This is a genomic window from Streptomyces sp. NPDC057249 (assembly GCF_042669245.1).
Taxonomy (GTDB): Bacteria; Actinomycetota; Actinomycetes; order Streptomycetales; family Streptomycetaceae; genus Streptomyces.
The window spans coordinates 138,062-161,793 of the sequence record NZ_JBHUXS010000010.1; the positions used below are offsets into that span (position 1 = coordinate 138,062).

23 protein-coding genes and 5 tRNA genes are annotated in these 23,732 nt (G+C 70.8%); 12 read left to right on the top strand and 16 right to left on the bottom strand.

The features are described from left to right. Positions 1–41: 41 nt before the first annotated feature. Positions 42–1,052: an NAD(P)H-dependent glycerol-3-phosphate dehydrogenase gene (locus ACFUJY_RS20270; RefSeq protein ID WP_383301335.1), complete on the bottom strand. Its 1,011-nt coding sequence runs from the start codon at positions 1,050–1,052 to the stop codon at positions 42–44. Continuing rightward, entirely contained in the window at positions 1,049–1,801 is a 753-nt protein-coding gene (locus ACFUJY_RS20275; protein WP_383301338.1) for a lysophospholipid acyltransferase family protein, read from the bottom strand. Before ACFUJY_RS20275 ends, ACFUJY_RS20270 begins: the two co-directional genes overlap by 4 nt. 162 nt (positions 1,802–1,963) lie before the next feature. Between ACFUJY_RS20275 and cofC the strand changes: the two genes are divergently transcribed. After that, positions 1,964–2,647 (top strand): 2-phospho-L-lactate guanylyltransferase, encoded by a 684-nt coding sequence (gene cofC, locus ACFUJY_RS20280; RefSeq protein WP_383301340.1) that lies wholly within the window; start codon positions 1,964–1,966, stop codon positions 2,645–2,647. A gap of 16 nt (positions 2,648–2,663) precedes the next feature. Then, complete coding sequence (locus ACFUJY_RS20285) at positions 2,664–2,867, top strand: hypothetical protein (protein WP_018102423.1); 204 nt, start codon at positions 2,664–2,666, stop codon at positions 2,865–2,867. Positions 2,868–3,011: 144 nt separating this feature from the next. On the opposite strand, the gene ACFUJY_RS20290 is transcribed toward ACFUJY_RS20285, so the two are convergent. From ACFUJY_RS20290 to leuC, 4 genes are all read right to left on the bottom strand, one after another. Next, entirely contained in the window at positions 3,012–3,680 is a 669-nt protein-coding gene (locus ACFUJY_RS20290; RefSeq protein ID WP_383301343.1) for an HU family DNA-binding protein, read from the bottom strand. A 142-nt stretch (positions 3,681–3,822) separates the two neighbouring features. Beyond that, positions 3,823–4,050: a hypothetical protein gene (locus tag ACFUJY_RS20295; RefSeq protein ID WP_018102425.1), complete on the bottom strand. Its 228-nt coding sequence runs from the start codon at positions 4,048–4,050 to the stop codon at positions 3,823–3,825. A 104-nt stretch (positions 4,051–4,154) separates the two neighbouring features. Continuing rightward, the gene (gene leuD, locus ACFUJY_RS20300) at positions 4,155–4,748 is read right to left on the bottom strand and encodes a 3-isopropylmalate dehydratase small subunit (protein ID WP_383301346.1); all 594 of its coding nucleotides are present in this window, start codon (positions 4,746–4,748) and stop codon (positions 4,155–4,157) included. A gap of 2 nt (positions 4,749–4,750) precedes the next feature. Then, positions 4,751–6,178 (bottom strand): 3-isopropylmalate dehydratase large subunit, encoded by a 1,428-nt coding sequence (gene leuC, locus ACFUJY_RS20305; protein ID WP_383301349.1) that lies wholly within the window; start codon positions 6,176–6,178, stop codon positions 4,751–4,753. Between the two features lie 174 nt (positions 6,179–6,352). Between leuC and ndgR the strand changes: the two genes are divergently transcribed. After that, positions 6,353–7,069: an IclR family transcriptional regulator NdgR gene (gene ndgR, locus ACFUJY_RS20310; protein ID WP_026237628.1), complete on the top strand. Its 717-nt coding sequence runs from the start codon at positions 6,353–6,355 to the stop codon at positions 7,067–7,069. 71 nt (positions 7,070–7,140) lie between these two features. On the opposite strand, the gene ACFUJY_RS20315 is transcribed toward ndgR, so the two are convergent. Next, positions 7,141–7,623: a DUF4188 domain-containing protein gene (locus ACFUJY_RS20315; protein ID WP_383301683.1), complete on the bottom strand. Its 483-nt coding sequence runs from the start codon at positions 7,621–7,623 to the stop codon at positions 7,141–7,143. A 102-nt stretch (positions 7,624–7,725) separates the two neighbouring features. On the opposite strand from ACFUJY_RS20315, the gene ACFUJY_RS20320 reads away from it, so the two are divergent. Then, positions 7,726–8,367: a MerR family transcriptional regulator gene (locus ACFUJY_RS20320; protein WP_383301351.1), complete on the top strand. Its 642-nt coding sequence runs from the start codon at positions 7,726–7,728 to the stop codon at positions 8,365–8,367. A 69-nt stretch (positions 8,368–8,436) separates the two neighbouring features. On the opposite strand, the gene ACFUJY_RS20325 is transcribed toward ACFUJY_RS20320, so the two are convergent. The 9 genes from ACFUJY_RS20325 to ACFUJY_RS20365 form a co-directional block, all read right to left on the bottom strand. Next, positions 8,437–8,509: transfer RNA gene (locus ACFUJY_RS20325), tRNA-Glu, on the bottom strand. 27 nt (positions 8,510–8,536) lie between these two features. Then, positions 8,537–8,608: transfer RNA gene (locus ACFUJY_RS20330), tRNA-Gln, on the bottom strand. A gap of 12 nt (positions 8,609–8,620) precedes the next feature. Continuing rightward, positions 8,621–8,693 (bottom strand) — tRNA-Glu (locus ACFUJY_RS20335). 60 nt (positions 8,694–8,753) lie between these two features. After that, positions 8,754–8,826: transfer RNA gene (locus ACFUJY_RS20340), tRNA-Glu, on the bottom strand. 27 nt (positions 8,827–8,853) lie between these two features. Next, positions 8,854–8,925, bottom strand: a tRNA-Gln gene (locus ACFUJY_RS20345). Between the two features lie 85 nt (positions 8,926–9,010). Then, entirely contained in the window at positions 9,011–9,730 is a 720-nt protein-coding gene (locus ACFUJY_RS20350; protein ID WP_383301354.1) for an HAD family hydrolase, read from the bottom strand. Between the two features lie 91 nt (positions 9,731–9,821). Beyond that, a complete protein-coding gene (gltX, locus tag ACFUJY_RS20355; protein WP_383301357.1) occupies positions 9,822–11,333 on the bottom strand; it encodes a glutamate--tRNA ligase in 1,512 nt (503 codons plus the stop codon). Continuing rightward, entirely contained in the window at positions 11,326–12,102 is a 777-nt protein-coding gene (locus ACFUJY_RS20360) for a fumarylacetoacetate hydrolase family protein (protein WP_383301360.1), read from the bottom strand. Before ACFUJY_RS20360 ends, gltX begins: the two co-directional genes overlap by 8 nt. 89 nt (positions 12,103–12,191) lie before the next feature. Continuing rightward, the gene (locus ACFUJY_RS20365; RefSeq protein WP_383301362.1) at positions 12,192–12,380 is read right to left on the bottom strand and encodes a hypothetical protein; all 189 of its coding nucleotides are present in this window, start codon (positions 12,378–12,380) and stop codon (positions 12,192–12,194) included. A gap of 583 nt (positions 12,381–12,963) precedes the next feature. Here ACFUJY_RS20365 and ACFUJY_RS20370 point away from each other — a divergent pair. The 8 genes from ACFUJY_RS20370 to ACFUJY_RS20405 all read left to right on the top strand — a co-directional run bounded on the left by ACFUJY_RS20370 (position 12,964) and on the right by ACFUJY_RS20405 (position 23,600). After that, the gene (locus tag ACFUJY_RS20370; RefSeq protein ID WP_383301365.1) at positions 12,964–16,728 is read left to right on the top strand and encodes a nitrate- and nitrite sensing domain-containing protein; all 3,765 of its coding nucleotides are present in this window, start codon (positions 12,964–12,966) and stop codon (positions 16,726–16,728) included. 9 nt (positions 16,729–16,737) lie between these two features. Then, complete coding sequence (locus ACFUJY_RS20375) at positions 16,738–17,151, top strand: roadblock/LC7 domain-containing protein (protein ID WP_006127850.1); 414 nt, start codon at positions 16,738–16,740, stop codon at positions 17,149–17,151. Between the two features lie 127 nt (positions 17,152–17,278). Continuing rightward, positions 17,279–17,686 (top strand): DUF742 domain-containing protein, encoded by a 408-nt coding sequence (locus ACFUJY_RS20380; RefSeq protein ID WP_018521347.1) that lies wholly within the window; start codon positions 17,279–17,281, stop codon positions 17,684–17,686. Beyond that, on the top strand, positions 17,667–18,251 hold the full coding sequence (locus tag ACFUJY_RS20385; protein WP_028444348.1) for an ATP/GTP-binding protein: 585 nt from the start codon (positions 17,667–17,669) through the stop codon (positions 18,249–18,251). The genes ACFUJY_RS20380 and ACFUJY_RS20385 overlap by 20 nt, the downstream gene beginning before the upstream one ends. A gap of 381 nt (positions 18,252–18,632) precedes the next feature. Then, the gene (locus ACFUJY_RS20390) at positions 18,633–21,860 is read left to right on the top strand and encodes a nitrate- and nitrite sensing domain-containing protein (protein WP_383301370.1); all 3,228 of its coding nucleotides are present in this window, start codon (positions 18,633–18,635) and stop codon (positions 21,858–21,860) included. A gap of 10 nt (positions 21,861–21,870) precedes the next feature. Further along, positions 21,871–22,284: a roadblock/LC7 domain-containing protein gene (locus ACFUJY_RS20395; RefSeq protein ID WP_018102439.1), complete on the top strand. Its 414-nt coding sequence runs from the start codon at positions 21,871–21,873 to the stop codon at positions 22,282–22,284. A gap of 97 nt (positions 22,285–22,381) precedes the next feature. Further along, positions 22,382–23,038: a DUF742 domain-containing protein gene (locus ACFUJY_RS20400; protein ID WP_383301373.1), complete on the top strand. Its 657-nt coding sequence runs from the start codon at positions 22,382–22,384 to the stop codon at positions 23,036–23,038. After that, positions 23,019–23,600 carry an ATP/GTP-binding protein gene (locus ACFUJY_RS20405; protein WP_014048542.1) on the top strand — a complete coding sequence of 194 codons (582 nt, stop codon included), beginning with the start codon at positions 23,019–23,021 and terminating at the stop codon, positions 23,598–23,600. Before ACFUJY_RS20400 ends, ACFUJY_RS20405 begins: the two co-directional genes overlap by 20 nt. The last annotated feature ends 132 nt before the right edge of the window (positions 23,601–23,732 follow it).

Here is a 23,732-nt window from a genome sequence, read left to right on the forward strand (position 1 = left end):
CGCGGCACGGGCCGCCCGGGGCGGGTGGGCCCCGGGTGGCCTCAGTGGCGTTCGGCCTTGGCGCTGCGCGACATGAGCTCCTTGACCGCGACCTTCGGCGGCTTGCCCTCGTGGACGATGCCGACGATGGTCTCGGTCAGCGGCATCTCGACGCCGTGCCTGCGGGCCAGGTCGAGCACCGACTCGCAGGACTTGACGCCCTCGGCGGTCTGCTTGGTGGCGGCGATGGTCTCCTGGAGCGTCATGCCCCGGCCGAGGTTGGTGCCGAAGGTGTGGTTGCGCGAGAGCGGCGAGGAGCAGGTCGCCACCAGGTCGCCGAGGCCGGCGAGGCCGGAGAACGTCAGCGGGTCGGCGCCCATGGCCGCGCCCAGCCGGATCGTCTCGGCGAGGCCCCGGGTGATGAGCGAGCCCTTGGCGTTGTCGCCGAGCCCCATGCCGTCCGCGATGCCCACGGCGAGGCCGATGACGTTCTTGACGGCGCCGCCGAGTTCGCAGCCGACCACGTCGGTGCTGGTGTACGGGCGGAAGTACGGGGTGTGGCAGGCGGTCTGGAGGCGCTGGGCGACGGATTCGTCCCGGCAGGCGACGACGGCCGCGGCGGGACGGCGTTCGGCGATCTCCTTGGCGAGGTTGGGTCCGGTGATGACGGCGACGCGGTCCGGGGAGACCCGGGTGACGTCCTCGATGACCTCGCTCATCCGCTTGGCGGTGCCGAGTTCGACGCCCTTCATCAGGGAGACGAGCACCGTCCGCTGTTCCAGGTGCGGGGCCCACTCGGCGAGGTTGGCGCGGAGCGTCTGGGAGGGCACGACCAGTACCGCGTAGTCGGCGCCGCGCAGCGCCTCGGCCGCGTCCGTGGTGGCCCGGACCGAGGCGGGCAGCTCGATGCCCGGCAGGTACTCGGGGTTGGTACGGGTGGTGTTGACGGCCTCCGCGACCTCGGCCCGGCGGCCCCAGAGCGTCACTTCGCAGCCCGCGTCCGCGAGGACGACGGCGAAGGCGGTACCCCAGGAGCCGGTTCCGAAGACGGCGGCCTTCGGGGGGTGCGTCACGTGAGTCCCTCTCCTCGGGCCTTGCGCCGCTGTTCGGCCCGGGCCTTGCGGTGATCGTAGGGCTCGGCGGGTGCCTGCTGCCCGCGGATCTCCTCCAGTTGCGCGGTGACCGCCCGCATGATCACCTCGGTGGCCTCGCGCAGCACCTCGGGCGTCGGCTCCTGGTCGTAGAAGCGGGAGAGGTCGACGGGCGGCCCGGCCTTGACCCGGAGGGTCTTGCGGGGCAGGAGGCGCACCTTCTTCTCCGTGGCGTACGGCGGCATCACCTCGTTGGCGCCCCACTGCGCGACCGGGATGACGGGGGCCCGGGTCATCAACGCGACGCGGGCGGCGCCGGTCTTGCCGGCCATCGGCCACATGTCGGGGTCGCGGGTGAGGGTGCCCTCGGGGTAGAAGCAGACGCACTCGCCGCGCTCGATGGCGCCGACGGCGGCCCGGAAGGCGTCCATCGCGTTGGTGGTCTCGCGGTAGACGGGGATCTGGCCGGTGCCGCGCAGCATCGTGCCGATGAAGGCTCCCTTGAAGAGCCCCGCCTTGGCCAGGAAGCGCGGCACGCGGCCGGTGTTGTACTGGAAGTGCCCGTACGAGAGCGGGTCCAGGTACGAGTTGTGGTTGACCGCTGTGATGAATCCGCCGTCGGCCGGAATGTGTTCCGTTCCCCGCCAGTCGCGCTTGAACAGAACCACCAGCGGCGGTTTCGCGATGACCGCCGCCAGGCGGTACCAGAAGCCGATTCTGCGGCGGGACACTCGGACACCTTTCCTCTGTGAACAAGACCGTGGAACTGTCTGCTGCCTGACTACCGAGGGTCAAGTCTCGCCCCAGGCCCCTGCTCTGTCGAGAACACCGTACGCCTCGCCCCGGGGAGCGACCCTCCGGGTCGGCGCACCGGCAGGCGAGAATAGGCGGCGATGCGTATCGAGGGAGGGACCGCCACGAACACCGACCCGGCCGGCCGCTGGTCCCTGGTCGTCCCGTTGAAGCCCTTGGCGCGGGCCAAGAGCAGGCTGGCGCCCGCCTCCGGCGCGCTGTTGCGCCCCCGGCTCGCCCTCGCCTTCGCCCGTGACACGGTGGCCGCCGCGCTGTCCTGCCCGGATGTGGCGGATGTGGTGGTCGTCACGGACGACACGGTGGCGGGGACGGCGCTGGCGGCGCTCGGCGCCCTGGTCGTGCCGGACGTCCCGGGATCGGGGCTCAACGCGGCCCTCGCGCACGGTGAGCGGGCGGTCCGGGCGGGCAGGCCGGGGGCGCCGCTGGCCGCGCTCAACGCGGATCTGCCCGCGCTGCGCCCGGCGGAATTGTCCCGGGTCCTCGAATTCGCCGCCGCTTTTCCCCGCGCATTTGTTCCCGATGCGGCGGGAATCGGGACGACATTTCTGTCGGCTGCTCCGGGCGTGGAATTGCAGCCTTCTTTCGGCGGTCCGTCGCGGGTGCGCCATCTGGCGTCGGGCGCGGTGGAAATCACGCTGCCGGGGATCGATTCGGTGCGCCGGGACGTGGACACCGGCGACGATCTGCGGGTGGCCCTGGACCTGGGCGTCGGCCCGTTCACGGCGGGCCGCTGGGCCACGGGGGCGGTCGGCGGGGACCGCTAGGGCCTAGTCTGCTTCCATGCAGGCGACCTCGTACACGTACGACCCCGAGACGCGGAGCGGCAGTGTGCTGCTCGACGACGGCACCCCGGTGGACTTCGACGCGGCGGCCTTCGACGCGGGCGGCCTGCGGCTGCTGCGGCCGGGGCAGCGGGTGCGGATCGAGGGCGAGGGCGAGGGGGCCGGGCTGCGGATCAGCCTGGTGACGCTCCAGACGTTCTGAGCCTTCCTGGGTCTTCCCGGCCTTCCGGGGTCCGCCGGGGTCTTGCTGGGTCCTCCGGGGCGGAGTGTCCCCGGACAGCCCGCGGGCCGGGCTCCCCGAGGGGAGCCCGGCCCGGCGCGTGTGTGGGGCCTGTGCGGCCCGGTCTCACTTCTTGCGCGCGGTGGCCTTCTTGGCCGTGGTCTTGCGCGCGGTGGTCTTCTTCGCGGGCGCCTTCTTCGCCGTGGTCTTCTTGGCGGGCGCGGTCTTGGCGGCGGTGGTCTTCTTGGCCGCCGTCGACTTCGCCGCCGCCGGGGTGGCCTTCTTCGCGGCGGCCGTCGTCGTCTTCTTCGCCGGCGACGTCTTCTTCGCGGTGGTCTTCTTGGCCGCGGCGGTGGTCTTCGTCGCCGGGGTGGCCTTCTTGGCGGTGGCCTTCTTCGCCACGGCCTTCTTGGCGGTGGCCTTCTTGGCGGCGGCCTTGGCCGTCGTACGGGCGGAAGAGCCGCCGGAGAGGCTGCCCTTGGGGGCCTTCTTCACGGCCACGTCGTTCTTGGGGAGCTTCTTGGAGCCGCTGACCAGGTCCTTGAAGCCCTGGCCCGCGCGGAAGCGGGGCACGGAGGTCTTCTTGACCCGCACGCGCTCACCCGTCTGCGGGTTGCGCGCGTAGCGGGCGGGGCGGTCGACCTTCTCGAACGAGCCGAAGCCGGTGACCGAGACCCGGTCCCCCGCGACAACCGCACGGACGATCGCGTCGAGCACCGCGTCGACGGCGTCCGCGGCCTGCTGCCGGCCGCCGACCTTGTCGGCAATCGCTTCTACGAGCTGCGCCTTGTTCACGTCTTCCCCTTCGGAGACATCGCCGGAACGAATCTGTCCGGCTTTTTCGCACGTTAGGCAGATATATACCGCAAATCAAACACGAAACGGGCTAATCACCCTAGTGCCGCAACGAAGTCGACCGCTGCGCAGTTCTGCGGAGTCAGTCACCTTCGGGGAATCGGCCCTCGTCGAGGTCCTTCATCAACCGGTCCAGACGCCTTGCCGCGCCCGGAAGATCGTGCTTCGCCGTGGCCGTGACGACCAACAGCTTCCGGTTCAACGCCATCCTTACGCCGTCCGGGACTTGCAGTGCGCGCACCCGGGAGTGCGCTTCCTTCAATTGGTCGGCGACTTGGCCGTAAATCTTGAGTTGGCTGTCGCGTTCCATGCACCGATTGTGCCATCTGGGGCGAGTTGTCGCCCGACGGGGTCCCAACAAACGACTGCGCCCCCTACCAGAAGGAAGGGGGCGCAGTCCTGAAAACGCGCTGATCAGGCCGGAATTGTGCGGGGCTTGTAGGCCGGCCGGGCCGCCTCGTAAGCCGCGATGTCGGCTTCGTTCTGAAGGGTGAGGCTGATGTCGTCCAGGCCGTTCAGCAGCCGCCAGCGGGCGTTCTCGTCCAGCTCGAAGTCGGCGGTGACGCCCTCGGCGCGGACCTGCCGGGCCTCCAGGTCGACCGTCACCTCCGCCGTCGGGTCGGCCTCCGTCAGCTCCCAGAGGGCGTCGACCGTCTTCTGGTCCAGGACCACGGTCAGCAGACCGTTCTTCAGCGAGTTGCCGCGGAAGATGTCGGCGAACCGGGAGGAGATGACGGCCTTGAAGCCGTAGTTCTGGAGCGCCCAGACGGCGTGCTCGCGGGAGGAGCCGGTGCCGAAGTCGGGGCCGGCCACCAGGACCGACGCGCCCTGGCGCTCGGGGCGGTTGAGGACGAAGTTCTCGTCCTTGCGCCACGCCTCGAAGAGGCCGTCCTCGAAGCCGTCCCGGGTGACCTTCTTGAGCCAGTGGGCGGGGATGATCTGGTCGGTGTCGACGTTGCTGCGGCGCAGCGGAACGGCCCGGCCGGTGTGCGTGGTGAAGGCTTCCATGGTTATCGGACTCCGGCGGGCGTACGGGTGTCGGACAGGTCGGCGGGCGAGGCCAGGTGGCCCAGCACCGCGGTGGCGGCGGCCACCTGGGGGGAGACCAGGTGCGTACGGCCGCCCTTGCCCTGCCGTCCCTCGAAGTTGCGGTTCGAGGTGGAGGCGGAGCGCTCGCCGGGGGCCAGCTGGTCGGGGTTCATGCCGAGGCACATCGAGCAGCCCGCGTGCCGCCATTCGGCGCCGGCGGCGGTGAAGACCTTGTCCAGGCCCTCGTCGACCGCCTGGAGGGCGACCCGGACGGAGCCCGGGACGACCAGCATCCGTACGCCGTCGGCGACTTTGCGGCCGTCCAGGATCGCGGCGGCGTTGCGCAGGTCCTCGATGCGGCCGTTGGTGCAGGAGCCTACGAAGACGGTGTCGACACTGATCTCGCGCAGCGGCTGGCCCGCGGTCAACCCCATGTACTCCAGGGCCTTTTCGGCGGCGTTGCGCTCCGAGGCGTCCTCGTACGAAGCCGGGTCGGGGACGTTGGCCGACAGCGGCGCGCCCTGGCCGGGGTTGGTGCCCCAGGTGACGAACGGCGCCAGTTCGGCGGCCTCGATGACCACCTCGGCGTCGAAGACCGCGTCGTCGTCGGTGCGCAGCGTCTTCCAGTACGCGACGGCGGCGTCCCAGTCCTCGCCCTGCGGGGCGTGGTCGCGGCCCCGCAGATAGTCGAAGGTGGTCTGGTCGGGGGCGATCATGCCCGCCCGCGCACCGGCCTCGATCGACATGTTGCAGATGGTCATCCGGGCCTCCATCGAGAGCTTCTCGATGGCGGAGCCGCGGTATTCGAGGATGTAGCCCTGGCCGCCGCCGGTGCCGATCCGGGCGATGATCGCCAGGATCAGGTCCTTGGCCGTGACGCCCTCGGGCAGTTCGCCCTCGACGGTGATCGCCATCGTCTTCGGGCGGGCCATCGGCAGCGTCTGGGTGGCCAGCACGTGCTCGACCTGGCTGGTGCCGATGCCGAACGCGAGGGCGCCGAACGCGCCGTGCGTCGAGGTGTGCGAGTCGCCGCAGACCACGGTGGTGCCGGGCTGGGTCAGACCCAGCTGCGGGCCGACCACGTGCACGACGCCCTGCTCGACGTCGCCCAGCGGGTGCAGCCGGACGCCGAACTCCGCGCAGTTCTTCCGCAGCGTCTCCAGCTGGGCGCGGGAGACCGGGTCGGCGATCGGCTTGTCGATGTCGAGGGTCGGGGTGTTGTGGTCCTCGGTGGCGATGGTGAGGTCGAGCCGCCGCACCGGGCGTCCGGCCTGCCGCAGGCCGTCGAACGCCTGGGGACTGGTCACCTCGTGCAGCAGGTGCAGATCGATGAAGAGGAGGTCGGGCTCGCCCTCGGCGCGCCGGACGACGTGGTCGTCCCAAACCTTCTCCGCGAGTGTCCTACCCATCGCTTTCCCTCCGGCCGGCGTCATCGCCGGCCCAACTAGAGATTCGGTGCGCCCCCGTCCGGACCCCCGTACGGGGCGGTGGCTACGGGCCGTTGTGGGGCCGCCGGTACAGGTTCGCAACTTCCCGGGAAAATTGAACTTGCGTTTCACAGAGTGAGACGCGAGTATCGTCGTATGGACAACTCTAGCGGCGTCGGCGTTCTCGACAAGGCGGCTCTGGTATTGAGCGCCCTGGAGTCCGGGCCGGCCACCCTCGCCGGGCTGGTCGCGGCGACCGGGCTCGCACGACCCACGGCCCACCGGCTGGCCGTGGCACTGGAACACCACCGGATGGTGGCGAGGGACATGCAGGGCCGGTTCATCCTCGGCCCCCGGCTCTCCGAGCTGGCGGCGGCGGCCGGTGAGGACCGCCTGCTGGCCACGGCCGGACCGGTGCTCACACATCTGCGCGACATCACCGGCGAGAGCGCCCAGCTCTACCGGCGTCAGGGCGACATGCGCATCTGCGTGGCGGCGGCGGAGCGGCTGTCCGGACTGCGGGACACCGTGCCGGTCGGCTCCACGCTGACCATGAAGGCCGGTTCCTCCGCGCAGATCCTGATGGCCTGGGAGGAGCCTGAGCGGCTGCACCGCGGCCTCCAGGGCGCCCGCTTCACGGCGACGGCGCTCTCCGGCGTACGGCGGCGCGGCTGGGCCCAGTCGATCGGTGAGCGCGAGCCGGGCGTGGCCTCGGTCTCCGCCCCGGTGCGCGGGCCGTCGAACCGCGTGGTCGCCGCGGTCTCGGTCTCCGGACCGATCGAGCGGCTGACCCGCCACCCGGGCCGGATGCACGCCCAGGCGGTCATCGACTCGGCCGCCCGGCTGAGCGAGGCGCTGCGCCGCAGCGGCTGAGCCCCCGGCCGCGCCTCCCCTGCCCGAGGCCGCCCCAGCGTCGTGGCGGCCCCCTTCTCAACGCCCCTTCGTCACTTGGCACCCGAACGGTGCGCCAGCCGGTCCGCCGCACGGCGGCCCCGCCCCTCGATCGGCAGCGACCCGGTCGCCGCGGCCAGTCCGTACGCCGGCATGTCGGCGTAGATGGACTCGTAGCCGCCCTCGGGCACGATGTAGGTCTCGTGCCACAACCCCACGTGCTGCCGGGACTTCTTCTCCTTGCGGTTGAGCAGCGCCCACGCCCGCCGGTGGAACATGTCGGGCGCCGAGGCGTAGGCGTACAGCTTCTCCTTCGACTCCCAGTACTGGACGACGTAGTACGTCCTCGGTGAGCCGGACAGCAGGACGTGGCCGAGCAGCCCCCTGGGCCGGTCCCCCTTCAGCTCCCGCAGCATGCGCAGCATCGCCAGCATGACCGGCAGCCAGTGGTGCACGCCCCTGAAGTGGTTGATCCGCATACCGAGCAGCAGGACGACGACCTCGCCCTCGGCCGCGGCGGTCGTCCGCCCCGGCATGATGTTCGCGAACACTGGGCCCCCTGACAGGCATGGGATACCGGCACTGTCCAATGGTTGGATAGTGGCACTGCCCAAGGGTGGACGCAAGGGAAGGACGGCATGCGCCTCTCGGAGCTGAGCGAGCGGAGCGGCATCTCGACCGCGACGATCAAGTACTACCTGCGCGAAGGGCTGTTGCCGCCCGGAGAGCGGGTGAGCGCGACGCAGGCCGAGTACGGCGAGAGCCATCTGCGCCGGCTGCGCCTGGTCCGGGCGCTGCTCCAGGCGGGCCGGCTGCCCGTGGCCACGGCCCGCGAGGTGCTGGCCCACGTGGACGACGACTCGCTGGGCCGTACGATCCGCCTGGGCGCGGCCCTCTGGGCGCTCCCGCACGGGCCCGAGCCGGACGAGGAGGCCCCGGAGACGGCGGCGGCGCGGACGGAAGTCGACGCGCTGCTGGACCGGTTGGGCTGGACCGGTGCCCGGGAGATCGGCGAGCTGTCCCCCGTCTACCGCTCGCTGGTCGCGGGTCTGGCCACGCTCGCCCGCCTCGGCTATCCGTACGAGCGCGCGCACCTGGAGGAGCACGCGCGGCTGATGCACGAGGTGGCCGTCCGGGACCTGGACCTCTTGGAGACCTATCCGAGCCGCTCCCAGCAGGTGGAGATGGCGGTGGCCTCGGCGGTGCTGTACGAGCCGTTGCTCACGTCGCTGCGCAGGCTGGCCCAGGAGGAGGAGTCGGCCCGGCGGTACGGGTACTGAGCGGGGCTGCCCCGCGTACAAGCGAAAGGCCCCTCACCGGAGTGAAGGGCCTTCGCCTCTTGCCTGTTGTACCCCCGACCGGATTCGAACCGGCGCTACTGCCGTGAGAGGGCAGCGTGCTAGGCCGCTACACAACGGGGGCTTGTCCTACAACCTGCTTTGTACTGCGCTGGGCTACCAGGACTCGAACCTAGAATGACGGTACCAGAAACCGTAGTGTTGCCAATTACACCATAGCCCATGGTGTTGCAAGTACCCCCGACCGGATTCGAACCGGCGCTACTGCCGTGAGAGGGCAGCGTGCTAGGCCGCTACACAACGGGGGCCCTAGCGATCCTGCATCGAGACCGTGGGTGCGACCCAGATGATCTCGCGGGAAGGATCTGTACCCCCGACCGGATTCGAACCGGCGCTACTGCCGTGAGAGGGCAGCGTGCTAGGCCGCTACACAACGGGGGCTTGTCCTGCAATGTGCTTTGTACTGCGCTGGGCTACCAGGACTCGAACCTAGAATGACGGTACCAGAAACCGTAGTGTTGCCAATTACACCATAGCCCACTGAAACGCAACCCCTCGGGGCCTTGTTCCTGTCTGCGCTTCCCGGCCGGATCTTTCGGCCCGCTCGGGCGGCGCAGAAAGAACATTACCCGAAGGTGTCCGACGCTCCAAAACGGGTATCGCCCGCGAGCAGCCCCGGCAGCTGGTCGAGCCCCGTGATCCGGACCAGCTCGGGCCGCCCTCCCCTGCCGCGCCGGTCCAGCCAGACGGCCGCGAGGCCGGCGGCGATGGCCCCGGCGGCGTCGATGTCGGGTTCGTCCCCGACGTACAGCACCTCGTGCGCATCGAGCCCCAGCGCCTCGCAGGAGGCCAGGAACGCCCCCGGGTCCGGCTTGGAGACGCCCAGCTCGGCCGCGCACAGCAGCGATTCGAACCGGTCGCGCACCCCGAGCACCGTCAGCTTCTGGTGCTGCGGCCCCTGGGCCGAGTTGGACAGCACGGCGTGCCGGTACGTCCCCGCCAGGGCGTCGAGCGCCGGGACGGCGTCCGGGAAGAGCGCCCAGGCGGACTCGTAGTGCGAGACGTGGCGGGCGAACCAGGCATCGGCCTCGTCGTCGTCGAGCGCCCGCCCCAGGAACTCCCTGGCCCGGTCCCGCCGCTGCCCCTGCCAGTCGGTCTCCCCGGCGGAGAACCGCGCCCAGTGCCGCCGCGTGACCCGCTGCCAGGCCTCGACGGCCTCCTCGGCCGAGGCGTGCCCCGGAGGCAGCCCCTCCGCCGCGATGTGCCGGGTCATCCCGGTGGCGGCGGCCGCCGTGTGGTCGAACAGCGTGTCGTCGATGTCCCAGAGGACGGCTCTGATGGGCATGGCCCGACTCTACGCGCGACCGTGCACAGCGGGACGGGCCCGGCGACCGCGCTGTGCGGCCGCCGGGCCCGTCCCGTACGTGGCTGACGCGTTACGCGGCCAGCCTGGCCAGCGCCGCGTCGATGCGGGCGATCGTCTTCTCGCGGCCCAGGATCTCCAGGGACTCGAAGAGGGGGAGGCCGATCGTGCGGCCGGTGACGGCCACGCGGACAGGGGCCTGGGCCTTGCCGAGCTTGAGGCCGTGCTGCTCGCCGGCGGCGAGGACGGCGGCCTTGAGGGCGTCGGCGTTCCAGTCGGCGGCGATGAGCTGGGCGCGGGCGGTGACGAGGAGGGCGTCGGAGCCTTCCTTCATCGCCTTGTTCCACGACGCCTCGTCGTGCACCGGCTCGTCCAGGAACAGGAAGTCCACGTTGGCGGTGATCTCGGAGAGCACCGTGACCCGGGTCTGGGCGTGCGGGGCGATCTCGGCGAAGACCGCCGCGTCGAAGGACTCCGGGGCCCAGGGGGCGAACGGCGCCCGGAGCCAGGGGCCGCACGCCTCGGTGAAGGCCTTCACGTCGAGGCGGCGGATGTGCTCCGCGTTGACGTGCTCGCACTTCTTGAGGTCGAAGCGGGCCGGGTTGGCGTTGACGTCCTTGATGTCGAAGGCGGCGACCATCTCCTCGATGTCGAAGATGTCGCGGTCCTCGGCGATCGACCAGCCCAGCAGCGAGAGGTAGTTGAGCAGCCCCTCACGGACGAAGCCGCGCTCGCGGTAGAGGTTGAGCGAAGCCTGCGGGTCGCGCTTGGAGAGCTTCTTGTTGCCCTCGCCCATGACGTACGGCAGGTGCCCGAAGGCGGGGGTGTCCTTGGCGACGCCCAGCTCGATGAGCGCCCGGTACAGGGCGATCTGGCGCGGGGTGGAGGAGAGCAGGTCCTCGCCGCGCAGGACGTGGGTGATCTCCATCAGCGCGTCGTCCACCGGGTTGACCAGCGTGTAGAGCGGGGCGCCGTTGGCGCGGACGATGCCGTAGTCCGGGACGTTCTCCGGCTGGACGGTGATGTCGCCGCGGACCAGGTCGGTGAAGGTGATCGCCTCGTCGGGCATCCGGAAGCGGACGATCGACGTGCGGCCCTCGGCCTCGTACGCGGCCTTCCGCTCGTCGGTCAGCTCGCGGCAGTGGCCGTCGTAGCCGGACGGCTTCCCGGCGGCGCGGGCGGCGTCGCGGCGGGTGTCCAGCTCCTCCGTGGTGCAGTAGCAGTGGTACGCGTAACCGCCGGCGAGCAGCTTCTCCGCGACGTCCCGGTAGATGTCCATCCGCTGCGACTGGCGGTACGGCGCGTGCGGGCCGCCGACCTCCGGGCCCTCGTCCCAGTCCAGGCCGAGCCAGCGCATCGCGTCGAGGAGCTGCTCGTACGACTCCTCGGAGTCGCGCGCCGCGTCGGTGTCCTCGATGCGGAAGACCAGGGTGCCCTGGTGGTGCCGGGCGAAGGCCCAGTTGAAGAGAGCCGTCCGGACCAGACCGACGTGCGGGTTGCCGGTCGGGGAGGGACAGAAACGTACGCGGTGGGGCCTCCCCTGGTCGAGTGGAGTCGAGAGCTTGGGGAAGGGTGCGTTAGCCACGCTTGATCACCTTGTTGGTGAGAGTGCCGATGCCTTCGATGGTGACGGCGACCTCGTCGCCGACATGGAGGGGTCCGACCCCCGCGGGAGTGCCGGTGAGGATCACATCGCCCGGAAGCAGCGTCATGGCTTCCGTGATGTGGACGACCAGGTCCTCGATGGACCGGATCATGTCGCTCGTGCGGCCGAGCTGGCGTTGCTCACCGTTGACCGTGGCCTGGATGGCGAGGTCGCCGGGGTCGAGGTCGGTCTCCACCCAGGGGCCGAGGGGGCAGGAGGTGTCGAAGCCCTTGGCCCGGGCCCACTGCTTCTCCCGCTTCTGGGCGTCGCGGGCGGTGACGTCGTTGGCACAGGTGTAGCCGAAGACGACGTCCTTGACCCGCTCGCGCGGCACTTCGCGGCACATCCGGCCGATGACCACGGCCAGCTCGGCCTCGTGGTGGACCTCGTCGGAGAAGGAGGGGTACTCGATGGCGTCGCCGGAGCCGATCACCGAGGTGGTGGGCTTGAAGAAGGCGACGGGGACGTCGGGGACCTCGTGGCCGAGTTCGGCGGCGTGCTCCGCGTAGTTGCGGCCGATGGCCACGACCTTGTTGGGGAGCACGGGCGGCAGCAGCCGCACCTTGTTCAGCGGGACCTTGGTCCCGGAGAGCTCGAACTCGGAGTACGGGATGCCCTTGATGATGTCGAGGACGAGACCGTCGGGCCCGTCGCCCTCGACCGCGCCGAAGGCGACATTGCCGTCGATGGAGAACCTGGCGATGCGCACGGGTTGCTGTCGCCCCTCACTGCTTGCTGGGTGCCTGGAAAAGACTGACGCTCCAGGCTAGCGCGCATGAGGGGCGCCTCCGCGCGGGATTACTCCGCGGCGGCGGGGACGGCGGCGGGGGCCTTCATCAGGATCGTGCGGCGCGGGTTGGCGGTCTGCGTCGGCAGCTGGACCGCGTGCTCCGGGAGTACCGCCGTCTGCAGCGCCTCGGCGTCCTTGAGGTGCGCCAGCGTGGTGCGGCGGGGGTTGGCGAGGTTGCGGAGCGTCGTCGTGTTCATCTGCCGTACGGCCCTGTCGTCGGGGCGCCGCCCGTACGAGAGGGGGCGCCGGTTGTCGGTTCTGCCATCCCAGTAAAGCGTCAGGCTAAACATGCAATTCCCTCCGGCGGCCCGGAAAAGTCGGCGATCTTCATGTGAGTTTGCTCACGAGCACCACGACAATTGCCTCAATAGGGACGCGCGGTCTGAACCTCCGAAACGGACATGTCACCCCTGAACCCACCATTCCGCTCCTGATCATGGCGACTGGGACACCCCTCACCCCGTGGGGACTCACCCGCAATCGTCCGGATTGTCCGCGAACCGCCTCCACCGCTTGTTACGCACCCATCACACGGTGTCACGCAGGTCACAGCCCGGTACCTGGCCCTTGTTGGAGATCCAGCACTGTGCTGAAATTCCACGCACCGCCGCGGGTTTCAAGCCGGCGCGCAGGGGCGCAACGCAGCGCCGAGTGGCGGCGGGAAGGGGAAGAGCGCCGGTCACTCACGACCACCATGGGGGCAGGACAACGCCCCACCACGCCGACACCGTTTTCTCCGTTCATGACGGAAGAACGCCTGGTCCAGAGGTTGCGACGCTAGTGCAGGGACGTTTCAAGAGGGATGGCAGCGCTGCGGCGGAACAGGAGCCGCGCGGCGGGACCGACCGCGGCTCCTCGCCCCAGCACGCCCAGAACCCCGGATCGGCCGCGGCCGGTGACCAAGGTGACCGCGACCGCCGCCCCGGCGCCGCTCCGGCCGGCGGCGAGCCCGAGCAGGCCGCCACGCCGGCACCGCGAGGCCCCGTCAGCACGGGCTCGCGGGTAGCTCTCCGCAACTGGCGCATCAGCACCCGCCTGGTGTCCCTGCTCGCCCTCCCCGTGGTCGCCGCGACCACGCTGGGTGGTCTGCGCATCAACGACTCCCTGAACGACATCCAGCAGCTGGAGCACATGCAGCTGCTGACCGAGATGACGAAGCAGGCGACCTCGCTGGCACAGGCGCTCCAGGAGGAGCGCGACCAGACGGCCGGTCCGCTGTCGCACGGCGTGCCCGAGACCGACTTCAAGATCACCACGCCCCGGCAGAAGACCGACCGGGCGCAGCTGGCGTTCCTCCACGGCACGGGCGACATCGGTGACACCACCGGTGACGACACCCTGGAGAGCATCCACACCAGCGTCCAGCAGATCGCCACGCGGCTCAGCTCCATCCGCGACATCCGCAAGCACGCGTACGAGAAGGGCAGCCCGTCCCTCCAGACGATCGACGCCTACAGCCAGCTGATCACCTCGCTGCTGAGCCTGTCCCAGGACATGGCCCAGGCGACCAGCAGCCCCGAGATGATCAAGCGGACCCGTGCGCTGGCGGCGTTCTCCTCCGCCAAGGAGTACGCCTCGATCCAGCGTGCGATCATCGCCGCCGCGCTGCCCACCAGCGACGACAAGAAGCCCGACCTCGACCGCAACGACCAGCAGTTCGGCCTGGCCGCGCACAGCAAGGAGCAGGCCGCCCTCACGTCGTTCGAGGCGATCTACACCTCCACCGGCAAGGACGCCGACGAGCTGACCGCGACGCTCGACGACGGCAACCCGGACATCAAGGCCGCGGAGACGTACGCGCAGAAGATGCTGGAGAACCCGCTCTCCATGGGCGGTTCCAAGGCCCGGCGCTCGTACATGAACTGGTACGACCAGGACACCGTCAAGATCAACACCATGAAGCGGGTCGAGGAGACCCTGCTCAGCGACATGGAGGGCAAGGCGCGCGAACTGCGCGAGGAGTCCCAGCGCGAGGCGATCATCTCCGGTGCGCTGATCCTGCTCGTGCTCGGTGTCTCGCTGGTCGGCGCCTTCGTCGTCGCCCGGTCCATGATCCGCTCGCTGCGCCGGCTCCAGGACACCGCGACCCGCGTCGCCCAGGACCGTCTGCCCGAGCTGGTCAAGCAGCTCTCCGAGGCCGACCCGCAGGACGTCGACACCTCGGTCGAGTCCGTCGGTGTGCACTCCCGCGACGAGATCGGCAAGGTGGCCGCGGCCTTCGACGACGTGCACCGCGAGGCGGTCCGTCTCGCCGCCGAGCAGGCCCTTCTGCGGGGCAACGTCAACGCGATGTTCACCAACCTCTCGCGCCGCTCGCAGGGCCTCATCCAGCGCCAGCTCTCGCTCATCTCCGAGCTGGAGTCGCGCGAGGCCGACCCGGACCAGCTCTCCTCGCTCTTCAAGCTCGACCACCTCGCGACCCGTATGCGCCGGAACGGCGAGAACCTCCTCGTCCTCGCCGGCGAGGAGCCGGGCCGCCGGTGGACCCGCCCCGTGCCGCTGGTCGACGTGCTCCGCGCCGCCGCGTCCGAGGTGGAGCAGTACGAGCGCATCGAACTGGCCGCGGTGCCCGCCACCGAGGTCGCGGGCCGGGTCGTCAACGACCTCGTGCACCTCCTCGCCGAGCTGCTGGAGAACGCCACCTCGTTCTCCTCGCCGCAGACGAAGGTCCGGGTGACCGGTCACGCCCTGCCCGACGGCCGGGTGCTGGTCGAGATCCACGACACCGGCATCGGGCTCTCCCCGGAGGACCTGGCCGCGATCAACGAGCGGCTGGCCTCGCCGCCCACCGTGGACGTCTCGGTCTCCCGCCGCATGGGCCTGTTCGTGGTCGGCCGGCTCTCGCTGCGCCACGGCATCCGCATCCAGCTGCGCCCCTCGGACTCCGGCGGCACCACCGCGCTGGTCATGCTCCCGGTGGACGTCGCGCACGGCGGCCGGCAGCCGGCCCCGAAGCAGGCGCCCGGTCAGCAGGCCCCCGGCGGCCTGCTCGCCGGCGGCAACGACGCCCAGGGACAGGGCGGACGCCCCGCCGCGGGCCCCGGCCCCCAGCGCGGCCAGGTCGGCGCCGGCTCCGGCCCCCGGGCCGCGCTGCCCGCCCGCGACGGCAACCGCCCGCAGAACCCGCAGGGCGGACCGGGCGCGCAGGACTCGGCGTTCCAGAACCCGCAGGGCCGCCCGGCCCAGGACGGCCCCCGTCAGGACGGCCCCCGTCAGGGCGGCGGCCTGGCCGGTGCGTTCGGCGGTGCCCGGCTCGGCGCCCGCGGTCAGGGCGAGGGCGGCCCGGACGCGAACCGGCCCAGCCTCTTCGACCAGCGGCGCCCCGAGCCGAACGGCCCGGGCGCCCCGCAGGCCCCGCAGCCCCAGCAGGCCCGGTTCGACCAGGCGGGCCAGGGCGGTCAGGACGGGCGCAACGCCTTCGAGCCGCCGCGCGGTCCGGGGCGGAACGAGCGCCAGCTGCCGCCGGTCGGCGGTCCGCGCGCCGAGCTGCCCGGTGGCTCGCCGGCCCCGAACGCCGGCCCGAACCCGGCCCAGGGTGCGCCCGGCGGCTTCCCGGCCCCGCAGCGCCCGCAGACGACGAGCTGGGGCACCGACGAGCCGTCCGCGCCCCGGCGCACGCCGCTCGACGCGCCGCGCGGTCACGAGGAGTCGGAGACCACGGGCCGCTTCCCGCAGCCGCCGGCCCCGCGTCTTCCGGCCGACGACCGCCAGGGGCCCGGCTCCACGGCGGAGTTCGCCCGGCCCGACTTCTCGGCACCCGCGCCGCAGCAGGGCAACGCACCGCAGCACAACGGCCCGCAGGCCGGTCTGCCGCAGCGCGGCGTACCGCAGCCGAACGGCCCCCAGCACAACGGCGGGTACGGCAACGGGCCGCAGAGCCCGGACGTGACGAGCACCTCGCAGTTCGCCCGCCCGGACTTCGGTGCCCCGCAGCAGCCCGCGCCCCGGCAGCGCGACGACCAGGACTTCGGCGCGCCGCGTCCGCCCATGGCGGGCCAGGCGCCCGAGGCCCCGTACCGCCCGGTCCTGCCGCAGCAGCCGCAGCAGCCCGAGGCGTTGCCGCCGGCCGGGCCCGGCGACGGCCGCACCCCGCTGTACGACACGCTGGAGACCAACTGGTTCCGCGGTCCGCAGCCGGGTGCCCCGCAGCAGCCTCCGGCCGCCCCGGCGCAGGACTTCCCGCAGCAGCCGGCCCAGGAGCCCCTGGCTCCCGCGCCGCAGCGGACCCTCGGCGACAGCGGCGCGGCGAGCGCCTGGCGGGCGTCGCCGAACGATGAGATCGTCCGGCAGGCGGAGCGGGTGAAGAAGCCCGCGGCGGGTGGCATCACCACGTCCGGTCTGCCGCGCCGGGTCCCGCGTGCCAACCTGGTGCCGGGTACCGCCCAGCAGCAGAACCACCAGTCCGGTCCGCAGGTCTCGCGCGCGCCCGATGACGTGCGCGGCCGTCTGACCAATCTCCGCCGGGGCATCCAGCAGGGGCGTCAGGCGGGCAGCGGTCAGACCGGTAGCTTCCCCCTCGGCCCCACTCACCAGCAGGAGCGTTAGTTGAGCCCGATGAGTCAGGCCGCACAGAATCTGAACTGGCTGATCACCAACTTCGTGGACAACACCCCAGGGGTGTCGCACACGGTGGTGGTTTCGGCGGACGGGCTGCTGCTGGCGATGTCCGAAGGTTTCCCGCGTGACCGCGCCGACCAGCTGGCGGCCGTCGCGTCCGGGCTGACCTCGCTGACCGCCGGCGCCTCCCGGATCTTCGAGGGCGGTGCCGTCAGCCAGACCGTGGTGGAGATGGAGCGGGGCTTCCTGTTCCTGATGTCCATCTCGGACGGCTCCTCGCTGGCCGTGCTGGCCCACCCGGACGCCGACATCGGTCTGGTCGGGTACGAGATGGCCCTGCTGGTGGACCGGGCGGGCACCGTCCTGACCCCGGACCTCCGCGCGGAGCTCCAGGGCAGCCTGCTCCACTAGGCGGCCGTGAACCAGTGACACAGACGATCAACCCGACAACCCACCCTCGACCGTCCGGCCGCTTACAGCCCCCCACCGGCCCCTTCAGACGGCAAGCCGACACCCTGCTGTCACGCCCGGAGGATTCATGACCCCGCCACCCGCCTCACCCGATCCGTACGGCGCGTCGAGTCACGCGTCGTACGAAGGTGAGGGCGACCAGCCGCTGGTCCGCCCGTACGCCATGACCGGTGGACGTACCCGGCCGCGCTATCAGCTGGCGATAGAAGCCCTGGTCAGCACCACGGCCGATCCCGCGCATCTGGGGACCCTGCTTCCCGAGCATCAGCGGATCTGCCATCTGTGCCGCGAGGTCAAGTCGGTGGCCGAGGTCTCGGCCCTGCTGTCGATGCCCCTCGGTGTGGCGCGGATTCTCGTCGCGGACCTGGCGGAAGCCGGCATGGTGGCCATTCACCAGCCGGGCAATGGAGAGGCCGGCGGCGCGCCGGATGTGACACTGCTCGAAAGGGTGCTCAGTGGACTTCGCAAGCTCTAACGGCGGCGCGGCGACCCGGGCCACCACCTCGGCGAAGATCGTCGTGGCCGGTGGATTCGGCGTGGGCAAGACCACGTTCGTCGGTGCCGTCTCGGAGATCAATCCGCTGCGCACCGAAGCCGTGATGACGTCCGCGTCGGCGGGCATCGACGACCTCACGCACACCGGCGGGAAGACCACCACGACGGTGGCGATGGACTTCGGCCGCATCACCCTGGACCAGGACCTGATCCTGTACCTCTTCGGTACGCCGGGCCAGGACCGCTTCTGGTTCATGTGGGACGACCTGGTGCGGGGCGCGATCGGCGCCGTCGTCCTGGTGGACACCCGCCGCCTCGCCGACTGCTTCCCGGCGGTCGACTACTTCGAGAACAGCGGGCTGCCGTTCGTCATCGCCCTCAACGGCTTCGACGGCCACCAGCCGTACACGCCGGACGAGGTGCGCGAGGCGCTGCAGATCGGGCCCGACACGCCGATCATCACCACGGACGCGCGGCACCGCGCGGACGCGAAGAGCGGTCTGATCACGCTGGTGGAGCACGCTCTGATGGCCCGGCTCAAGTAGCCGCAAGTCGGAAGTGGCATACGGCAGTTACCGTAGTCACACGGGGGCGGGCTGTGTCCTTTGACACGATCCGCCCCCGTATTCATAACGTTTCGAAAGAGAATTGCCCCGCGACCGACACCGGATGCGCACGACCGGTGTCGCTGCGCTCACATGAGCCTCGCCTTTTGGCGGGGCTCGCTCTTTATGCCCGATTTATCTGAGGCGTGAGCCACTCGGAATCGCCCATTCCGACTGTTTGGAACGCGGCCGTCAGCCGTGCTGCAATTCGACCAACTCCCGAGTAAGACCGTCCGCCCACCATGTGCCGGACGGTCTCAGTACGGCCCTGAACAAAACCCGGCACAGCGTAGGTGCCGACGCCGAGAGGTTGTTGGTCGAGTGAGGCGTAACAACGAGGGCTCCACGGCGCAGGCGGAGCGGGGCAACTTCACCCCGCCGTCGCGTGCCGCGGCGCCGTCCGCCGACGTGTCCGAAGGGGCACCGGCCGGTGGCAGCACCAGCCGGCTGTCGCCGCGCAACTGGCGGGTGCCCACCCGGCTGAACGCGATCCTCCTGGTCCCGGTACTGGTCGGCCTGGTCATGGGCGGGTTCCAGGTGAAGGGCTCGGTCAACACCTGGCAGGAGGCCCAGGACGCGGAGAAGACCGCGCTGATCGTGCGGGCCGCCGCGGAGTACGGACAGGCCCTGCTCAACGAGCGCGACCTCACCGCCCAGCCGCTGCTGTCGAACAAGCGTGAGGACGAGGTCGTCACGCAGACCCGCGCCACCACCGACGCGGCCGCCGCCAAGTTCGCCGACGCCGTCAAGGACATGCCGGCCAAGGAGGGCCTCCAGCGCCGCCTCAAGCTGTTCAAGCTGGAGGAGCCGAAGCTCCCGCAGCTGCGCAAGGCGGCGTACACCGCGGCCATGGACCCGGTGAAGACCGAAGAGGGCTACGTCCAGGTCCAGCACTCCCTGATGGAGTTCTGCAACGAACTCGGCCTCGGCACCGGCAACATCACGAGCTACGGCCGGACCGTCTACGCGATCGAGCTGGCCAAGGCCGCAGAATCGCTTCAGCGCTCCATCGGCATGCACCTCCTCGTCCGTCCCAGCAAGGTGGAGGGCAAGTTCAACGACCAGGTCAAGGCGTTCGGTTCGTACAACTACCTGGAGCAGATCGCCCTCGGTGAGTTCACCTCCGGCGGTACGGAGGCCGACGCGGCCCGGCTGCGCAAGGTCATGGGTGCCAAGGCCGCCGAGGGCGCGTCCCAACTGAAGGACGCCAAGGAGAAGGCGGACGCGGCCGGTGTGCCGTTCGTGGCGCCGCCCTCCATCGACGGCTCGGTCTACGACGGCATGGCCAAGGAGATCGGCCTCGGCAAGGACCCGGACGAGCTGAAGGCGAAGGGGATCACCGCCGAGACCTGGATGGCCGCCGCCACCGCCAAGTTCGACGGCTACACCACGGTCGAGGACGAGCTGGTCGACCGGGCCGTGACCGAGGCGGCGGAGATCTCCTCCGACGCCCGGACCGACGCCATCGTCAACGCGTCGATCGTCATCGTCGCCCTGCTGGCCGCGTTCCTCCTGGCCGGGGTCATGGCCCGCCAGATGAGCCGGTCGATGCGCCGGCTGCGTACGGCGGCCTTCTCCATCGCCGAGCAGCGGCTGCCCTCGCTGGTCGACCAGCTGTCGCGCACCGACCCGGGCCGGGTCGACACCCGCGTGCAGCCGATCCCGATCACCTCGCAGGACGAGATCGGCGAGGTCGCCCGCGCCTTCGACCAGGTGCACCAGGAGGCGGTCCGGCTCGCGGCCGAGCAGGCCATGCTCCGGGGCAACGTCAACGCGATCTTCACCAACCTCTCGCGCCGCAACCAGTCGCTCATCGAGGGCCAGCTGACCCTGATCACCGACCTGGAGAACAACGAGGCCGACCCGGACCAGCTGGAGAGCCTGTTCCGGCTCGACCACCTGGCGACCCGCATGCGCCGCAACGGCGAGAACCTTCTCGTCCTCGCCGGCGAGGAGCCCGGCCGCCGCTGGAACCAGCCGGTGCCGCTGGTGGACGTGTTGCGCGCCGCCTCCTCCGAGGTGGAGTCGTATGAGCGCATCGAGCTCTCCGGCGTCCCGGAGACCGAGATCCACGGTCAGTCCGTCACCGACCTCGTGCACCTGCTGGCCGAGCTGCTGGAGAACGCCACGACGTTCTCCTCGCCGCAGACCAAGGTGCGGGTCACCGCGACCCGGCTGCCCGACGGCCGCGTGATGATCGAGATCCACGACAAGGGCATCGGCCTCACCGCCGAGGACTTCGCCGACATCAACCACAAGCTGGCCAACCCGCCGACGGTGGACGCCGCGGTCTCGCAGCGCATGGGCCTGTTCGTGGTCGGCCGCCTCGCCGACCGGCACGGCATCCGGGTCCAGCTGCGCCCCTCGGGCGAGCAGGCCGGCACGACCTCGCTGGTCATGCTGCCGGACGCGATCACCCACGGTGGCGGCGGCGACGCGCCGGAGCCGGACGACTTCACCGTCTCCTCGATCATCCCGCAGCAGCAGGCGTTCGACGCCCTGCCGCACCAGCAGCAGCTGCGTACGGCGGCCGAACTCGGCTTCGACGACTCGCGTTACGACGAGGGCTCCGCGGACTCCGCCCAGCTCGACCCGGTGGGCCGCTCGCTGATGCGCGAGGAGCGCCGCGCGGCGCTGGAGGCCCAGGCCGCCGGCGGCGAGCGCCAGGCGTTCCCGGAGCAGCCGGAGCAGGCGCAGCCCGAGCAGGTGTACGCCGAGGGCGCGTACGGCCGGGACGCCTACCCGGGGAACGGCCAGGACGCCTACCCCGGGAACGGTCAGGACGCCTACGCGGCGCAGCAGTACGAGGGCGGGTACGACCCGTACGCCGGTGCCCCCGGCTACGACGCCCAGCCCGCCTACGACGGCGCCCAGGGCGGCTATCCGGAGGCGGCCTACGCGGCCCCCGAGGCGCCCGTGCAGGGCTACGACGAGCAGTACGCCGCCCAGCCCCAGCAGGAAGAGTGGGCAGATCAGGGCACGTACCAGGGCGGCTTCGAGCCGGTCGGCCAGGCGGAACCGGAATCTGCGGTGAGCGCTCCCGCCGAGCCGCAGGAGCGCGTAGGCTTCGAGCGTTCGGGCCCCGTCCCGAACACCGGCCACGAACTGACCGAAGCCGGTCTTCCGCGCCGGGGCGGCCAGCAGCACTGGCAGCCCACGGGCCGCGGGAACGGCGGGTCCGGTGGAGCGCAGGAGCGTCCGCAGCAGCAGGAACTGCCGCAGCGGCCGTCCCCGGCGCAGCAGGCCGCCGACGGAAACGACGGGAACGACGGCACCGACGACTGGCGCTCGGCCAACGACGAGCGCTGGGAGCGGGCCGAGAAGCTCCGGGAGCCGAAGGCGGGCGGGATCACCCCGTCCGGTCTTCCCCGGCGCGTGCCCAAGGCCAACCTGGTCGAGGGCACCGCCGAACAGACCCAGCAGGGCGGCCCCCAGGTCTCCCGCGCGCCGGAAGACGTGCGTGGCAGGCTGAGCAACCTGCGGCGCGGTGTCCTCCGGGGACGCAACGCGGGTACGGACACAAGTACTACCTACAACCAGGAGCGTTAGTGTGAGCCCGATGAGCCAGGCGGCGCAGAATCTGAACTGGTTGATCACCAACTTCGTGGACAACACCCCCGGGGTGTCGCACACGGTGGTGGTCTCCGCCGACGGACTCCTGCTGGCGATGTCCGAGGGATTCCCGCGCGACCGCGCGGACCAGCTGGCGGCGGTCGCCTCCGGTCTGACCTCGCTGACCGCCGGCGCCTCGCGGATCTTCGAGGGCGGCGCGGTGAATCAGACGGTTGTGGAGATGGAGCGAGGATTCCTCTTCATCATGTCCGTTTCCGACGGGTCCTCCTTGGCCGTTCTCGCACACCCGGACGCCGACATCGGCCTCATCGGGTACGAAATGGCCCTTCTGGTCGACCGCGCGGGCAGCGTTCTGACGCCGGACCTCCGTGCCGAGCTCCAGGGAAGTCTTCTTAACTAGTCTTATCCAGTAACCAGACAGTGCGTTTCGCGTCACCGCGCCATAGGGTGCGGTGGCGCGGTCCACTGGATCGGGACCGGCAGGCGGAGGAGGAATCGTGGGTACACCCCCAGGCGGGCACCAGTACGACGGTGACCGGCACGTTCCGGGTGAGCACGGGGACGAACGTTTCAACTTCCCCTCCGCACCCGGCAGACAGGGCGCTCAGCAGCCTCAGCAGCCCTACCAGCCGTACGGGCAGGGCCAGTACGGCCAGTCGGGGCCCGGCTGGCCGCAGCAGGAGCCCCAGCAGCCCGCGCAGCCGCAGCAGCCCCGCGCGCGCAGGCCGCACCGCTTCGACGCGCCGCAGCAGCAGCCCCGTATCCAGCCGGTGCAGCCGCGGCGGGCGCCCGAGCCGGCGGCTCCGGCAGCGCACAATCCGCTCGTCCGTCCGTACGCCATGACAGGTGGCCGGACCCGACCGCGCTACCAACTCGCCATTGAGGCGTTGGTCAGTACTACGGCTGATCCGTCCCGGCTGCAAGGGCAGTTGCCCGAGCACCAGCGGATCTGCCGGCTGTGCTTCGAGATCAAGTCGGTGGCCGAGATCTCGGCCCTCCTCTCGATCCCCCTCGGCGTGGCCCGCATCCTCGTAGCCGACCTGGCCGAGGCGGGACTCGTCGCTATCCATCAGCCCGGCGGCGACGAGTCCGCCGGCGGCCAGCCAGATGTGACACTGCTCGAAAGGGTGCTCAGTGGACTTCGCAAGCTCTAGCGGCGGAGCGGCCCGCTCCACTACCTCGGCGAAGATCGTGGTGGCAGGGGGCTTCGGCGTGGGTAAGACCACGTTTGTCGGTGCCGTCTCGGAGATCAATCCGCTGCGCACCGAAGCCGTGATGACGTCCGCGTCGGCGGGCATCGACGACCTGACGCACACGGGGGACAAGACCACCACGACGGTGGCGATGGACTTCGGCCGCATCACCCTGGACCAGGACCTGATCCTGTACCTCTTCGGTACGCCGGGCCAGGACCGCTTCTGGTTCATGTGGGACGACCTGGTGCGGGGTGCGATCGGCGCGGTGGTGCTGGTCGACACGCGCCGTCTGGCGGACTGCTTCCCGGCGGTCGACTACTTCGAGAACAGCGGGCTGCCGTTCGTCATCGCCCTCAACGGCTTCGACGGCCACCAGCCGTACACGCCGGACGAGGTGCGCGAGGCGCTTCAGATCGGGCCCGACACGCCGATCCTGACGACGGACGCGCGGCACCGGGCGGATGCGAAGAGTGCGTTGATCACCTTGGTGGAGCATGCGCTCATGGCGCGCCTGCGGTAGGTGTTCCCGGTACGCCGATGGCCCCGCACTCCTGGGAGTGCGGGGCCATCGGCGTTGCGCCGCTCGGCCTGGCGGCCTTGCTTGTCCTCAATCGCCGGACGGGCTTGATCTTGCCCGCCGGCCTTGGAATGC

Excerpts from the sequence above, each read along its gene's own strand:
- cofC (WP_383301340.1), top strand. The coding sequence starts at position 1,964 with ATGCGTATCGAGGGAGGGACCGCCACGAACACCGACCCGGCCGGCCGC.
- ACFUJY_RS20295 (WP_018102425.1), bottom strand. The coding sequence starts at position 4,050 with ATGGAACGCGACAGCCAACTCAAGATTTACGGCCAAGTCGCCGACCAA.
- ACFUJY_RS20395 (WP_018102439.1), top strand. The coding sequence starts at position 21,871 with ATGAGCCAGGCGGCGCAGAATCTGAACTGGTTGATCACCAACTTCGTG.
- ACFUJY_RS20350 (WP_383301354.1), bottom strand. The coding sequence starts at position 9,730 with ATGCCCATCAGAGCCGTCCTCTGGGACATCGACGACACGCTGTTCGAC.
- ACFUJY_RS20320 (WP_383301351.1), top strand. The coding sequence starts at position 7,726 with ATGCGCCTCTCGGAGCTGAGCGAGCGGAGCGGCATCTCGACCGCGACG.
- ACFUJY_RS20380 (WP_018521347.1), top strand. The coding sequence starts at position 17,279 with ATGACCCCGCCACCCGCCTCACCCGATCCGTACGGCGCGTCGAGTCAC.
- leuC (WP_383301349.1), bottom strand. The coding sequence starts at position 6,178 with ATGGGTAGGACACTCGCGGAGAAGGTTTGGGACGACCACGTCGTCCGG.
- ACFUJY_RS20315 (WP_383301683.1), bottom strand. The coding sequence starts at position 7,623 with ATGCCGGGGCGGACGACCGCCGCGGCCGAGGGCGAGGTCGTCGTCCTG.
- ACFUJY_RS20375 (WP_006127850.1), top strand. The coding sequence starts at position 16,738 with ATGAGTCAGGCCGCACAGAATCTGAACTGGCTGATCACCAACTTCGTG.
- ndgR (WP_026237628.1), top strand. The coding sequence starts at position 6,353 with ATGGACAACTCTAGCGGCGTCGGCGTTCTCGACAAGGCGGCTCTGGTA.
- ACFUJY_RS20285 (WP_018102423.1), top strand. The coding sequence starts at position 2,664 with ATGCAGGCGACCTCGTACACGTACGACCCCGAGACGCGGAGCGGCAGT.
- ACFUJY_RS20365 (WP_383301362.1), bottom strand. The coding sequence starts at position 12,380 with ATGAACACGACGACGCTCCGCAACCTCGCCAACCCCCGCCGCACCACG.
- leuD (WP_383301346.1), bottom strand. The coding sequence starts at position 4,748 with ATGGAAGCCTTCACCACGCACACCGGCCGGGCCGTTCCGCTGCGCCGC.